Source organism: Nocardia sp. NPDC050175, assembly GCF_044459885.1.
GTDB lineage: Bacteria > Actinomycetota > Actinomycetes > Mycobacteriales > Mycobacteriaceae > Nocardia.
Genome location: NZ_JBITJI010000005.1, coordinates 1 through 15,429, shown reverse-complemented (window position 1 = coordinate 15,429; position 15,429 = coordinate 1). Strand labels below are relative to the sequence as shown.

Annotated in this window: 8 protein-coding genes and 1 tRNA gene; 7 read left to right on the top strand and 2 right to left on the bottom strand. The window is 61.0% G+C overall.

The features are described 5' to 3' along the window. Positions 1-58: 58 nt before the first annotated feature. A complete protein-coding gene (locus ACIBK2_RS17785) occupies positions 59-478 on the bottom strand; it encodes a hypothetical protein (RefSeq protein WP_396968526.1) in 420 nt (139 codons plus the stop codon). 540 nt (positions 479-1,018) lie between these two features. After that, positions 1,019-1,094: transfer RNA gene (locus ACIBK2_RS17780), tRNA-Arg, on the bottom strand. Between the two features lie 489 nt (positions 1,095-1,583). Between ACIBK2_RS17780 and ACIBK2_RS17775 the strand changes: the two genes are divergently transcribed. From ACIBK2_RS17775 to ACIBK2_RS17745, 7 genes are all read left to right on the top strand, one after another. Further along, positions 1,584-2,477: an RHS repeat-associated core domain-containing protein gene (locus ACIBK2_RS17775; protein WP_396968524.1), complete on the top strand. Its 894-nt coding sequence runs from the start codon at positions 1,584-1,586 to the stop codon at positions 2,475-2,477. A 1,849-nt stretch (positions 2,478-4,326) separates the two neighbouring features. Then, complete coding sequence (locus tag ACIBK2_RS17770) at positions 4,327-10,713, top strand: PA14 domain-containing protein (RefSeq protein WP_396968522.1); 6,387 nt, start codon at positions 4,327-4,329, stop codon at positions 10,711-10,713. A gap of 604 nt (positions 10,714-11,317) precedes the next feature. Next, positions 11,318-11,806: a hypothetical protein gene (locus ACIBK2_RS17765; protein WP_396968520.1), complete on the top strand. Its 489-nt coding sequence runs from the start codon at positions 11,318-11,320 to the stop codon at positions 11,804-11,806. 446 nt (positions 11,807-12,252) lie between these two features. Next, entirely contained in the window at positions 12,253-12,600 is a 348-nt protein-coding gene (locus tag ACIBK2_RS17760) for a GntR family transcriptional regulator (RefSeq protein WP_379284505.1), read from the top strand. Then, positions 12,597-12,914 (top strand): hypothetical protein, encoded by a 318-nt coding sequence (locus tag ACIBK2_RS17755; protein ID WP_396968518.1) that lies wholly within the window; start codon positions 12,597-12,599, stop codon positions 12,912-12,914. The genes ACIBK2_RS17760 and ACIBK2_RS17755 overlap by 4 nt, the downstream gene beginning before the upstream one ends. Before the next feature lie 496 nt (positions 12,915-13,410). Further along, positions 13,411-13,725, top strand: a complete 315-nt coding sequence (locus ACIBK2_RS17750) for a hypothetical protein (protein WP_396968516.1) — start codon at positions 13,411-13,413, stop codon at positions 13,723-13,725. 1,178 nt (positions 13,726-14,903) lie between these two features. Continuing rightward, entirely contained in the window at positions 14,904-15,128 is a 225-nt protein-coding gene (locus ACIBK2_RS17745; RefSeq protein ID WP_396968514.1) for a hypothetical protein, read from the top strand. The last annotated feature ends 301 nt before the right edge of the window (positions 15,129-15,429 follow it).

Below are 15,429 nucleotides of genomic sequence, written 5' to 3'. Positions count from 1 at the left end.
TGGGCAGATAACTTGGTAATCGCCCCAGGCGAGGCATGAGGAAGTTGGAGCAAAGCAGTCAGGGCACCGTCGTGGTCGTAGGCGGCACCGCAGTGCCGATCGTCACGGTCTCTGACAGAGAGTCGACCAACTCGCCGCTGATCGTGATGTAAGCCATGAGCGTGTGGTCGCCCGGGCTGAGCGGTGTCCAGCCGGTTTGTCCCCACTCGCCATAATCACAACTATTGGTGGCAAACGAAGCGTAATCCTGTCCATCGATCCGGACACCGATGCGTTCGGCCGGCGGGTAGCCGACGCAATCGCCCGTCAGAGTAATAGTGTCCGCTTGCCCTACCGCATTAGGGCCGGTGATCGTCATCTTGAGGTGGTAATCCCCGGGCACCGCTGTCGCGTTGGTAGGCACGATGAATCCGACGGTTAAAACCGCACCCGCGAGGGCCAACAGACCGCTCGAACGAGCAAGGACCGATGTTTTCATAATTCGCACTCCTGCTTCGCAAATCCCCTCCCCAAGAGGGCCTTTCGCAAATTACCATGGGCTAAACATTGGCGACGAGTGCCTGTTTCCCCAGTTGCCCGAAGCCGAACAATCTCTAACGGTCGTTTGTCATGGCTCGCCGCCAGTGTGGACGACCTAACGCGACGACAAGGTTCCGTGCTGCGCCAGGCGCAACATGGCGAGCCGGACGATCCGTTCACTAAGGCGCTTCGCAACACCTACAACGATCTGGAGACCGAGAAGTCTGTCGCCGTGGCCGCCATCGCAGCCCTCGACGCCGCTGACGATATGACCTGGGCCGCCCCAGCACCGCAGATATCGCCCTGCTCAACGCGCTGCCCTGACTCGAGACTCAATCTTTCCGCGGCACCAGCAACTGCTCCAGCGGCTTGTCGAAGTCACACAGCTCACCGTTCAGCTCCGCGACAAACTGCACGCATGTCACGATCACTATCAAGCTGCCTGCCGACCAGCTGCCGAGATCGGCCGCGTTGCGGCTGAGCCGTGGTTCGGCAGGAATGGTGCGCTCGGAAGGATTCGAACCTCCAACCCCCTGGCTCGTAACCAGGTGCTCTCTCCGTTGAGCTACGAACGCTTTGCTCGCGGGTGCGAGCTGGTTCCCTCGGGGCGGTTCGAACAGCATCCACAAACACGCCTATCCGTCGTGAACTGCAAATTTCCGCTGAAATCGAGATGATTCAACGTCGCCGCCGTCATCGAAAAGGCGAATCGTCGTGATCCTCCAGGCTGTCGAAGGTGGGGCGGTCGGCTGGTTGAACTTGGTCGGAGGTTCGGTATATCGGCGGGGCACCATATAGATGGGAACAGCACTGACCAGCATCTTCTTGGCGGTCGGTTGATGCTCGAAGCTGACTTCGCGCTGTGACGGCCCCCAATCCATCGTGTCGGTTCAAACCATGGGGGTCTACGAATCCCGCACGCGGCGTGAGCGATTCGCGGGCGAACCCATCGGCCGTCAGGTCAGCGCATGAGGGGGACGGCGATCCGGCCGAGGAACCGCGGGTTCTCTGCTTCGTCAAGCATGGCGGCGGCAACGGTGTCCCGGCTGACCATGATGCGGAAGATGCTCTTGGGGGCGGCATCGAGCCCGACCAACATCCACGGCGACATTCTGTTCACCGCTGATGGTGCAGGAACGCGCACCGGAACGATCCATCTCTACGACCCCTACGGCCAGAACGTCGACCCAGCGACCGGTGCGTTCGGCGACATCCCGATCCCGGCCACCGCCGAGGGCGGCATGGACTTCGGCTGGCTCGGCCAGCACACCGTCCCGATCGAACACATCGCCAGCCAGCAAGCCCTCGAAATGGGAGCCCGCACCTACCTGCCCATCCTGGGCCGATTCCTGCAAACCGACCCCGTCCCTGGTGGATCAGCCAACAACTACGACTACGTCAACGGCGATCCGGTGAACTCTCAGGATCTCAGCGGGAAATGCCCAGGATGCGCTGCTGCGGTCGCCGTGATTCCTACTATCGCGGACGCAGCGCTAATATATAGTCCTGGGGTGCAGGTAAAAGATCGTCCGATCGAAGCGGCAGGTGTCAACCCCTCGGGGAGCGGCGAGAAGTCGGCATCGGCAAGTTCACCAGCTCCGGAATCGGGAGCGTTGAATATCCGGCTACTGGCGGGAACATCAGATATTGCGCGCGGCAGTGAGATATCATCGAAAATATTTTTCGGCGACGGCAGCTATCTCGAGAGTCGCTGGTATGGCTTGCATATGCACCTAGATCCTGCGATGTCGCAAAAGATGCAAGGCGGTTTGTGGATGGGAGCCGGAGTTGCCACTCTTTTGGCGATAGGGACGGAAGATATTCCAGCGGTTATTGCTGCGGCACTTCTGGCGATACAGGCTGGCGCGGTTCAAGCAGGCTCGAACTCCGATGGTTCGTCGGACGTCTATTCTCTGGGTGGCGGCATTGAGGGCCCCTGGTTGCCGGGGATATTCTGAAATGAAATGGATGCAGTCAATTTCTACAATCAAATGGATACGCGCGGTTTCTGTCATTATATGTAGCGCGCTGCTGATGGTGTCTCTCTACTACGCTTTCACACGAGGTTTTGGTGACAAGGCACAAATCAGCTACGCCCAAGCCGCCGTTGTCGTCGGCCTTCTTTCCGTCGGTTTGCACGTTGCATGGCGGAAGAGAGGGCAACGATGATGGTACAATCATCGCCGGGCGCAGTCGTGAAAGTTGACGACGCGGAGTTCATCTGAATCCGGACTGGTCCTACGCTCAACTGAATCTGCCGCTGTTCAGTCTCGACCGCGAATGGATGATCAAGAACTGTAGAGATAAGCACGACTTCCTCAACGCTGCCTGCGAGAACACCGCTCTCGCAGGCAGCCCCGGCAGAACACTCTTGGCCGTTTCATGCGCGTTGATCCATACCATCAGAGAAGATTTTGCCCATCATCGAAGTGCTCTGAACGCACTGGTATCGGCATAAGCCCGCACAGCCGCATGGCCGTAGGCGCGAGGTCAATCCGTTACACGCGCTACACGACTTCGAACCTGCCAGGCTGAGGTCGGCGTGGCAGATCGGTCCAGTAGGGCCTCGGAGCTGTTCGTGTGGTGATTGTTGCGTCGGCGAATGGTCGCTGCGACGGCTGACCCTGTGCCGCCGATGGCCGCACGGGCGTCGTATTGTCGCACTCCCTGAGTTCGCGATCCAGGTGTTGAAGCGGTTGCGGGACGACCCCACGCACGGGCGGATGTGCGAAGTGAAGGCACTGCGTGGGATGGTGGTTCCTTGGCGGGCTGTGTTGTAACGACGCGGAGTTCCTGGGGTGTCGTACGCCGAGGTGTGTTAGGTGAAAGCTGTTGATTGCAAACAGGATTCGTATGGGGTCGGAGGGCCGCCTCCTCGGCGGGGCACCATATACATGGGAACAGGACTGACCAGTATCTTCCTGCTGGCTGTCTGGTGGTTGAAGCCGAATTCACCCTCTGATGGCAGCCGATCGTGCCGGTTCCGAGGCGGCGCGTATACCAAACGAACCCGGCTCAACTTATGCCGTTGTCGAGCGTGCTGATCGAGTCGGCCGGGTTGGGCTGGATCGCTACCCTCGGCTGTTCGCCAGCTTTCCTGCTCTGCGACGGATCTCGTCGCCGTTGGCAACTCGGCCTCCAGCGCCGGGGGCTTTGCGGCCGAGGTGTTATCCGTCGCCGACGTATTGCCCGGCTCCCCAGTGATCTTGGGCGTGCTCCCCATTTGATTCGACTGTACCGTTGTTCGGGTGGGGCGGCGGTCGCCTCGATATCGGTTCGGTATCAAGAAAGTTCATGGCGGGGGAGTGTGTATCGAGTCAATGACTCCTTGAAGAGAAGTTCTCGAAACAAGCTGCGTGGCAACGGTGTTTGCCATGGCATCGGTCGGACGTTGCGCATGGCAACCGTCCGCGTTTGCGGGGATATCCCGCCTCTAGGTCAATTCCCTATTCAGGTTCTCAGTTGAGAGTCACGCCTGACTCGAAGTGTCTAAAGGGATAGGGCGGCAACGTTTTTCGTGGAGCGATGGCAGGTCGCTCTGTGTTCATCCGCGACCTCACCTATATCTACTGGATTTGGAAAATTGCTGCTTGATGGAGGTATGAAATAAGCCACCGAGAGCTGTAGCGGTGACGTACTTGACGTCGTCCAGTTCAGCTGTACCTGTTCCGTCAGGAATTGTTCTGCCCGTGTTGTCGCGGCTTGATTCATTTGGGCCGGTCGTCGATAGGCTCATTATTAGGGAGTTTGATGAGTACTCACCGTCGGGGTGCCACGCTGCGTAGGTTGCCCTCATATTTACATGGCTTGAGCAGGATTTCGTGGGCGGCTGTATTGGTTGCCGCGCTGATTGCCACATCGGTACAGGTGGTTATGTCGCCGGAGGCTGCCGCCGCACCGAAACCGAAGAACTCGCACGATGTTCCGCTGATGTTGTCGAATGCCGTTCCGAAGCCTCCACCAACTGATGGACCAGCGGATCCGGAGGCGGATTTCACACCGTTGCTCGCCGACGGTGCAGCCGCAGCAGCTCCGGCGAAGGGCGGTTTCGATCCGAAGACGTCGAAAGAGTCGGCACGGACCGAGGATTCGGTCGAGTTCACCAACGTCAATAACACCAAAACGTTGGTGCTGTCGCAGGTACCGGTCAGTGTGCGTAACAGCAAAGGCGGCTGGGATCCGATCGACACCCGGCTGGTGGAGCAGAAGGATTCCAAGCGAGTCGCCGCCGCCCGCACCACCATCGGCATCGACCTGGCCGAGCTCGCCAACGACCCGAACTTGTTGCGGGTCAACCAGAACGGCATCCCGGTCACCCTCGAGTTGAAGAGCGCGGGCAAGGTCGGCCGCAAGGTGGCTGGATCGACAGCCACGTATTCTGATGCGTTGCCGAACACCGACGTGACCTATGAAGTGTCTGCGGATGCGATCAAAGAATCGATCATTCTTAAGTCCGCTTCTGCTGTGGGCGAAGGGCGTTGGGTCTTCAAGTTGAATACCGGTGCGCTGACGCCGAAGGTGGACGGTAAGTCCGTCACGATCAGCGACAAGGCAGGCAAGGTGGTCGCCGCACTGCCCCCGATCGAGGTCTGGGACTCGTCAGGCAGCGAGAAGGACAAGAAGCCCTCGGCCCGGACCAGCGGCACTTACACCTTGGCCCGTGACGGTGAAGCGTGGCAGCTCACGGTAGCTGTCGACAAGAAATGGTTGTCAGACTCTGCCCGCAAGTTCCCGGTGGTGGTCGACCCGACCTACACCTTCGGTTTCGGTCAGCAAGCTGAGGCCGTCGCGTATTTGAAAGGCGGGGCCCCGTGCGTGGCAGCGGATGACTGCGGCATCCGAACCGGCAACGCGAGGTCAGTGCTTGGACAGGATGCGTTGTGGCGCTCGGCAATTCGCTATGATCTCGCGCCGCTGGCGGGTAAGACCATCACCGGCGCGCGCATGGACCTGAAAGTGGCGACCCCGCTGACCGAGATGAAGCTCCCCTCCAAGGTGAGCCTGTATCAGCCCACCACCCCCTTGGGCTATGCCGCGATCGGTCCAGAGCTGGCCTCGGCCAGCATCGGCGAATCGGGCTCGTTGACGGCACCCGCATTAACTACCTACCTCGGTGATCGTGTCAAAGCTACAGACAAGAACACCTGGTTCATGCTCGGTGGCGCCGAGGGCACCACGTACACCTATAAACAACTACAAGCCGCGCTGGTCGTCGACTACGGTGACGGCACCAACCCGACCGATCCCACTCCGGGTCCACAAGTGAATATGATTGCACCGGTGGCGGATTCGGTGATCGCAACCGATGAACCGACGCTCGAGGTGAGCGCGGCCGCGTCCGGTACCAAGTACTGCTTCAAGATCTCCACCGGTTTCGACGGTCGCTCGGGCAGCGTGGTCGACTCCGGCTGTCTGAACACCCCGAAGTGGACGGTCCCCCGGTATGTGCTGCACGACGGTGCCCGCTATAGCTGGACCGTAGCGACGGTGGCATCCGGTGCGACATCGCCGACGCCGTCGAAGTGGGTGGGCAACTTTACCGTCGATAAGCGCATCGGTAGTGCGGGGCCCGCGCCGACCGACAAGGTCGGGCCGGTCACCGTCAACCTGTTCAACGGCAACGCCAAGACCGAGGCCGCAGGGCCGGTGTTCGAGGCGGTCGGTGGCGCCGCCGGGGTGACGTTCTCCTACAACTCGCGACAGGGCGGAGAGGGGCATGGTGTGCGGGCGTCGTATTTCAACGACGCTGATCACAACGGTGGCGCGGATACGACGCCGGTACTGGTGCGCGACGAAGCTCAGGTGAACCTGGACTGGGGAAACATCTGGAGCAACGTGCCCGAGAACTCTCCGTTCAAGGAGGATCCGATGCCGGCCGCGCTGGATAAGCAGTGGTTCGTGGTGCGGTGGGAAGGTTACTTCCGGGCTCCGGTGAGCGGTGACTTCAGCTTCGCGGGTTCGCATGTCGACGGCGCGAAAATCTGGATCGATGGCAAGACTGTCTACGACAATCCCAATCCGGCGGCGGTCGGCACGGATTTCTCCAAAGCTGCTGCCAAGAAGGACACCGATGTGTCGCTGACCGCGGGGCAGCGGGTGCCGATCAAGGTCGAGTTGTATCACCGTTCGACCGAGAAACCGAAGATGGTGTTGTGGGCCAAGAGCACCGCTGGTGCGAGTGCCTCGCGGACCCACAACTGGAATCCGCAGATCGTGACAACGGATTGGTTGTTCGCCCAGGACCCCTCGCCGTTGCCGGGTGGGTGGACGTTGGGGTTGATGGGCAGTGAGTACGTCGCGGCCGAGATGCTCGACGGGTCGGTGGTGCTCACCGACGCCTCGGGCGGCAAACATGGCTGGACCAAGGCCTCGGCTGGTGGTTATTCCCCGCCGAAGGATGAGGACGGTGTGCTCGCTGTCGATGCCGGTGGCCGGATCTCGGTGACCAAAGACGGTGTGGTGTCGACATTCAACGTCGACGGCACCCTGGCAGAGGTGTCGAAGGTGGCCGACAGCAAAAAGCCTGCCTCGCTGCAGTACATCTACAGCGGCACACCGACCCGGCTGACCGAGATCAAAGACCCGGTCTCGCTCCGAACACACACCCTTTACTACAACACCGACAACAGCAACAACTGTTACGGCGGGACATCGTTGCCGCCGGGGGCTTACTCGGCGCCAGCACAGAAGCTGTGCCGGATCAAGTACTGGGACGGCACCGAAACGCGGCTGTGGTACATCGTTGGTGCTCTGGGCCGGATCGAGAACCCCGGTGCCGAAATCCGTGACTACAGCTACCTGAACCTGGCAGCTGCGAAACTCGACTACGACCAGGCAGGTAATAACGCCGAGAAAAAGCAGAAGGCTTTGGATGCTGTCGGGCCGTTGGACGAGGTCCGCGACAGCTTGGCTGTGGACTGGCGGGCCACGTTACCGTCCTATAACTTGAACGCCGAACGCTATCTGATCGAGTACGACTCGTTCCAGGACAATCCTGAAATACCCCGGCCCCCGCATTCTCGGGCGATAAAGATCACCGCACCTAAATGGGACGGCAGTGACATGGGGTTCCGGCAGACGTACGGCTACCGCTACGACATCGCCCGCAAAACCGCCTATGTCGACATTGCTGGCATCGATAAAGTAGGTGTTCGGACCGCGACCTGGGACGATGCCGGTCGCCAACTCACCTCGACGGACGCCGTCGGAGACACTGTCCGTGCCGAATGGAATGCCAAAGACAAACAGACGGCCAAGATCGACGCGACCGGTCGGCGCTCGACATTGATCTATGACCACGCTGATCGCCCGACGGACGAGTATGGTCCGGCACCTGCGGATTGCTTCGACGGGCAATTGCCCAAGCCCGAGTGCGCGCAGTCTATGCCGCACGTCAGCAAGGGGTTTGACGAGAATCTGGTCGGGTTGGAGTCCGCGTTCTACGACAACCGGTCCTTGGCGGGTGTCCCGAAGGAGTGGGGCACTGGTGTCGGCAGCCCCGATGGCAGCCTGAAACGTAGCTGGGGTTCGGTGCCGCCCGTGGCGAACAGTGATGGTTGGTCGGGCCGGTTCATGGGTGAGGTCAAGTTCCCCGCGACCGGTGAGTACAAGCTCGGATTCACGGTCGTCGACGGTGTCCGGTTGTGGATCGATGACCTGCTGATCGTGGACAGTTGGACCGACAAAGCCGTCACCGCCACCGTTCCCGGCACCTACACCAGCACCACCCCCGGTGGCTGGCATCGAGTCCGGGTCGACTACTACAACCGCAGCGGCACCGCCGGTGCACTCGATTTCACCTGGACGCCACCGGGTTCCGGCAGTGCGGTGACCGTGCCGGGCCAGAACCTCGCGCCCCGTTACGGGTTGGAGACAAGCAACATCAGCCATAACGGTTCAGAACGCGCACCCGCGAAGAAGGTATCGACCGAGTTTTCAGATCCGGCAAACGGGATCGATCCGGTGTTCGGTCTGGCCGTTTCGACCATCGGTGACCCGGGCGGAGTCAACCTGATCGGCCGCAAGTTGTTCGAGAAGCCCGGTCAGGGGTTCCTGCGGCAACTCGCCGCTAACCTGCCGGCCGGCGACCTCACCAACCCGGACAAGCGCGGCACCTCGGTTTACTACGGCGGCGACGAATCCCGCGCTAATCCGTGTGAGGCCAACTCCGCAGCCGTCTATCAGGGCGGCCGGGTGAAAACCGCCACTGGAGCCAAGAACTCGGGTGGCGCGGCGAATGTAATCGAGACGGTGTACGACGCTCGTGGCTTTATGGTTGCCACTCGTACCAACAATGAACCCTGGTCGTGTGTCAGTTATGACGCCCGCGGACGCGTTGTCAAGAAGACGTTCCCGGCGATGGGTGACCAACCGGCGCGGACTGTCACATATGACCATGCTGTCGGTGGTGACCCGCTAAAGAAAAAGGTCAGCGACGGAAGTGGTTCCTCCACAACTGTCGTCGATCTCCTTCAGCGGTTGGTGTCCTACACCGACGTCAATGGCGCTACTACCGCCACTGCCTACGACCGAGCCGGTCGGAAGATCAGTGAGACCACCACAATCAAGAACGCGAGTTCGACTCTGAACTACGCCTGGGACGACGCCTTCAGGTTGACCCAGGTCAAGCTCGACGGCACTGTGGTTGCTACTCCCGCTTATGCTGCTGGTGTTCTGGCTGGTGTCGCCTACGGCAATGGATCGAACCTTGCGCTTTCCTACAACGATGCGGGCAAGTCGGCTGCCCTTGCCTGGAAGGTGTCGGGATCCGAGGTCACCAGCGCGGTAACCCGCTCGCAAGACCAACGCATCATCGACGAAAAGGTCACCGACACAGCCGATTCCGGCAAGACCTATGACTACGGCTATACCTACGACGGTGTGGGACGGCTGATCGGGGCCAACGTGCCGTTCCATCAGTTGACTTACCGTTTCGATGGCGATAACGGCTGTGGGCCGAACAAGAAGGCGGGATCGAACACCAACCGCAGCTCCTTCTCCGACATCTTCAACGGCGCCCCCGCAGTCACCACCAACTACTGCTACGACGACGCCGACCGCCTCCTGTCCACTACAGGCGCCACTGACCTGTCGTTCGCCTACGACAGCTATGGCAACGCAACCAAGGTCGGCACTGACACCCTCGGCTACGACTCCACTCTGCGGCACGTATCTACCAGTACGGCCGCTGGTCGCACCGTTATCTACACTCGCGAGGTCGATGACCGCATCGTGGCGCGGACGGTGAAGGACGGTAGCAAACCTGCAGAAGTCACCCGTTATGGTTTCACCTCGGACAAAGGTGGCCCCGATTTCATCCTCGACAGCTCGAGCAACCTTCGCCAACGAATACTGAAACTGCCTGGAGGGTCGGTACTTACCAAGAACTACACCGACACCGGCGTCAACTGGTCCTACCCCAACATCCACGGCGACATCCTGTTCACCACCGACGGAGCCGCCGCCCGTACCGGTGCCATCCGCTTGTATGACCCATATGGTCAAAACATCGACCCGGCCACCGGCGCTATCGGCGACATCGCGCAACCGGCCACCGCCGAGGGCGGCATGGACTTCGGGTGGCTCGGTCAAAACACCGTCCCGGTCGAGCACGTCGCCAGCCAGCAAGCGCAGGAAATGGGCGCACGCACCTACTTGCCCATCCTTGGTCGATTTCTGCAGGTAGACCCAGTCCTTGGAGGATCCGCGAACAGCTACGACTACGTTAACGCCGACCCCGTCAACACCTTCGACCTTGCGGGAACAACAGCCCAGGAAGATATCGAGCATGCGATCCAGAATGTAGTGTCCGCAGTCGCTGAAATCGGCGCGATGATCGGCGAGATATTCGGTACCCAACCATCCGGCAGCGAACGAGGCGCCGAAATCGGATCATCACGGCTCGAATTCGGCAACGGCAGCTACTACGAGGCGTTGCGGTTCGGCGAACACTTGCACCTGGATCCCGGGTTGGTAGGAAAAATCAAACCCGGGTTGGATCTAGGCACCGGATTGCTCGGCCTGATGTTTATGAACGATATGCCAGTTCCGGTGAAACTAGCTGGCTTTATAGTCGGAGTCCAAGTCGCCGTAATTTTGCTAGGCAGAAACGACGACGGTTCCTCGGACATATATAGAATCCCTGGGTACCCTTTCTGGGTGCCGGTTTTTGGCGGCGGTAAGATATACCGCTGAGGCGGTCGACGAAGGGGGTCGTCTTCCCGACGGTGCGCTCGCACGCCGCGACCCAGTTTGTGCAGCATCAACGAGTATGGGCTCTCGAAAGAGCACTGGACGCCGAGTGTCACAGTGCCCGCTCCTGTCATGAGCGGGCACTGCCGAGGTTTGATCGGCGGTCCGGCGGTGGGTCATTGATTGTCGTCGTCTGGCGTCCTCGTGCTGTATCGCCGACGTCACCTAGTCCCATACATAGTGCTAGTCTTATTGGCATCATGTTGTGGCATATTGATCAGGCGTCGAAGGTGTCGCTGCAAGACCAGATTGGCGGCGTGCGTCTGGCGTGCGGTCACCACGGGGGAGTTGGTGGTCAACGAACAGCTAGCTCCCGCAACAAAATTGGCGCACGCACTGGCTGTCGATCGCACTACCGTGCTGGTCGCGTGTCGGCGCCTACGAGAGGAGGGGATCGTGGATTTTCGACGCGACGCGGTGTCCGGGTCCCTGCGACCGCACCCATCTCGGCGCCGGTGGAGCAGGCCGTGCGCCAGCTGATCGAGTCCGCACGTGCCAGTGGTTACAGCAAGGCCGAGGTGCTCGGCTTGATCGAGGAGTTGATGTGATGTCCGCTGCGGTGGTCTATACGTGCCGCGTCACCAATTGGACGATGTTGTGGTTTGACATCTCCCTTCTAGTTCTCTGGACCTGCCTTCTTTGGGCGACAGGTTCCGGGGTGGTGAAGTTTCTGCTCACCGCGCTCATGGCCATCGCGCTGGTGAAGGTGACAGTGCAGGCCAGTCAACGCGTCAGCGCCGGGCCTGGTGGCCTGGCGGTGAATCTCGGTGCCTTCGGCTTCCCTCGCGTCACCATTGCCCCAGCCGATATCGCCCGCGCCGATATCATCGATCTGCCGGTCACGGCTTGGAGTGGTCAGGGTGTGTTCTGGAAGCGGAGACGCGGATGGTTCCTGACCCCGACTAGGGGGCCTGCGCTGCGTTTGACCTTGTCCAGCGGTCGAAGGGTCACCGTCTCGATGCCCGAACCCGCGGCCGCGCTGGAGGCGATGGGTATCGCACCGTGCGCGTCGTCTATTCCTGCCCGAGATGCCTGATTCGCTTTGCGCGCTGGGAGGTGGCGCGACGTCGGTGGCGTCGGACGGCCAACTCGGTATCAACGGAGTCAGCAGTTCACGACGTGGGAAACTCGGCGTAGATGCTGTAGCCGCGCGGGGAGCACGGACCCGACACTTGCAGTGCTATTGCTGAGTCCGGATACCAGTGTTGCGTGGTGAGATGCCGCGGCGTTGGAGTGCGGTGCGGATGGTGGTTTGTGCTACGCCGAGGCGTTTGCAGATTTGAACGCTCGTAGAAGGACTGCAGCGCATCGTGCGGATTCGCACCAAACACACCGGCCGACTACGACCCGGCGCGACTCGGCGAACCAGCCGAGCGGCAGCTGTCCGAGGCGGTGGGACTTTGATGAGGTGCCATCGCTGGTGCTTGCGCCACGCCGCTGACATCGCCGCGTCCCGTCAATAGTGCTAGGCTTATTAGCATCATGCTGTGGTATCTCGATCAGGCCTCCCGGGCGTCGCTGCAAGACCAGATCGCCGCGTGCGTCCGACGCGCGGTCATCACGGGGGAACTGGTAATCAACGAACAGCTGCCGCCTGCAACGGAATTAGGGCAGGCGCTGTCTGTCGATCGCAATACCGTGCTCGCCGCGTATCGGCGGCTGCGGGAGGAAGGGGTCGTGGACTTCCGGCGCGGGCGTGGCGTGCGGGTCACTGCGGCTGCTCCTACCTCGGCGCCGGTGGAGCAGGCGGTCCGCCAGCTAATCGAGTCCGCACGCGCGAATGGTTACAGCAAGGCCGAGGTGCTCGGCATGATCGAGGAGTTGATGTGACGCCCGCCGCGACGGTCTACACCTGCCGCGTCACCAATTGGGCGATGTTGTGGTTGAACATCTTCGTCCTGTTTTCCTTCACTCTCGCTTTCGTGATAGGTACTGGTCCGTGGCCGTTGAGGTTTCTGACTCTCGCGGCCGTGATCGTCGGCCTGGTGAGGGTGATTGCGCAGTCCAGCCTGCGCGTGACTGCGGGGCCTGGCGGGTTGACGGTGAATTTCGCTGTCTTCGGCTTTCCTCGTGTTGCTATCGGCCGGGCGAACATCGCCCGCGCCGAAATCATCGATCTGCCCGTCACATTTTGGAGTCATTAGAGTGTGTTCCACCAGCGAAAACGCGGATGGTTCCTGACCTCGACCCTGGGTCCCGCGCTGCGTTTAACATTGACCAGTGGCCGAACGGTCACCGTCTCGATGCCGGAGCCCAGGGCCGCACTGTGGGCGATGGGCATAACACCATGAGCATCGACTGTTCCTGCCCGAAACGCTTGATTCGCTCTGCAACGCTGTGAACAGAATGACTTTGGTGGCGTCGGACGACCAACCCGGTATCGGCGTAGATCGGCAGTTCACGGCGTTGGAAACGCGGAACCACCTACTGCTATGACAACACCGACAGACTGTTGTCGACGAGCGGGAGGAACGCCTTGTCGTTCCGCTACGACATGTACGGCAACGCGACCACAGTCGGGACCGATACGTGGGGTTACGACTCGACTCGTCGGCCGGAAACGGTACTACCCCGATGGCTTTCCACTTCTTTTGCGACTAACCGAGAGCTGGTATTCGACGGTGACGGGAAGCTACTGCATTGGGTGGTGCAGCTGCCCGGTGGTGCATTGTTGACCAAGACATACGGGCAGACTCCTGGCACGAACTGGTCGTATCCGGATGTGCACGGCACATCCTGTTCACCACCGACGGCAACGCAGTCCAAACCGGGAACATCCACCTCTACGACCCGTGCGGCCAGGACATAGACCCGGCTACCGATGCAGTCGGTGACGTTGCCATCTCTGCGACCATGCAGGGCGGCATGGGTTTGGGTTTCCTCGGCCAGCACACGATGCCGATCGAACACCTCGCCAGCCAGCAAGCGGGCGGTCAAGTGGTCAAGATCGGCTGAGTCGTGGCGGCCGGCTCATTGATAGGTATGTGCTCGCCGGGTTATCCGGTACCTCAGGCGCGGCCAGCGACTCGTCAACTGCTAGAACGAGGTTGAACTCCGGCGTGGGACCCACACCCGCCTCGGAGTTCGATTTCTGTCGTCACCGCGCGCGTTGAGCGTTGGCACGGTTGGCGTCTGTCGACAGGTACAGGCAGGGTGTAGGCCAATTGATGGTGGATCTGTGACTGAAAAACATTGGACACAAACGGTATTCGGATCAGGTCGGAGACCTGCCTCCTCGGCGGGGCACCATATAGATGGGAACGGGGACGACCTGCGGTTTCTCAGCGGGCAACTGGTGGTCGAAGCCAATTTTGAGTTGTCGGGCGGCTGACCGTTGGGAGTGGCTCGTATGGTTCCGGCATTGGCGGGTGCCCTTTCGTCCAATGCTCGCACCGACACTCTGCGGCAAGCTGGTCTCCGCTAGCAGCACCAACATATGAGGCGCAGTCCCAAGGTGATCGATGACCTGCTGGAGGTCGGATCATCCCTGCGTACGCGGGGAGCACTGCACCGACGCGGAGTTGATCATCCCGATCCGCGGATCATCCCCGCGTGCGCGGGGAGCACTTCCAGCCCGGCCCCTGGCGCGGCATCGACCCCGGATCATCCCCGCGTACGCGGGGAGCCCACCTACCGATACCCACCTAACGCAACTTACTTCGGATCATCCTCGCGTACGCGAGGAGCACCCGGGTCACCATCTCGAACGGGGTGAAGACGTCCGGATCATCCCCGCACGCGCGGGGAGCACCCACACCGCCAACTCGGCGGCGCGACGCTCGGCGGATCATCCCCGCGTACGCGGGGAGCACCCAGCGTACGAACGTCTCCATTCGCGCGATCCCGGATCATCCCTGCGTACGCGGGGAGCACCCCCAACCCGTCGAGGGGCGCGCGGTCATCACGGGATCATCCCCGCGTACGCGGGGAGCACACCACCGTGATCAGCAAAACGCATCTGGTCGACGGATCATCTCCGCGTACGCGGGGAGAACACTTCTCGACCTGGTGGTTCTCTACTGAGATCCCGATAATTCGATCGGTTTGCTCAACCTGTCTACCACTTGACTTGACGGCGCTGGATGGCAAGCGCCTCGTGGAAATCCTTCGCGTAGAAGGCGGATGATCCCCGAGTGCGGAGGAGAGCGCATCAGGTCGCCGAGGTTCGTGCCGTGCTTGATCGGATCATCCCGCGTCCGCGTGGCGGCGATTTGCTTGAGCAACGAAGCCGCCTCATCGGACTGTGCCGCCCGGTAGGCGCGCCGGGCGAGGTCGCTGTGGGCGGCCAGAGCGTCAGCGGACTGGAGATGATCACCGTGCCCGAGGAGGTAGCTGACGTAGTCGGTACCGTCGCCTGATCGTGTGCTCCCGCAACAGCATTCGTATACGCGCGTGCGCTAGCTGTATCCGCAGGTCATTCGGGTTCCACCTGCTGCCTCAATCGCATCGCGCACTCGATAGCCGGCGATGGAGACTGGATTGTGTGACCTGGTGGCAGCGCGGGACTATGAGGGTTCGAGTGGTCGAGTGAACGGGAGCGCTTCAGTGCAACGCCTTGAGTTGACGGGCCTTGACCCCGGAAGCTGGACACGGGGTTTGTGATTACGCGGCGTGTGCCAGGTTATCGGTTGTGTGAACGGATTCGTAGTCGGCAGGACT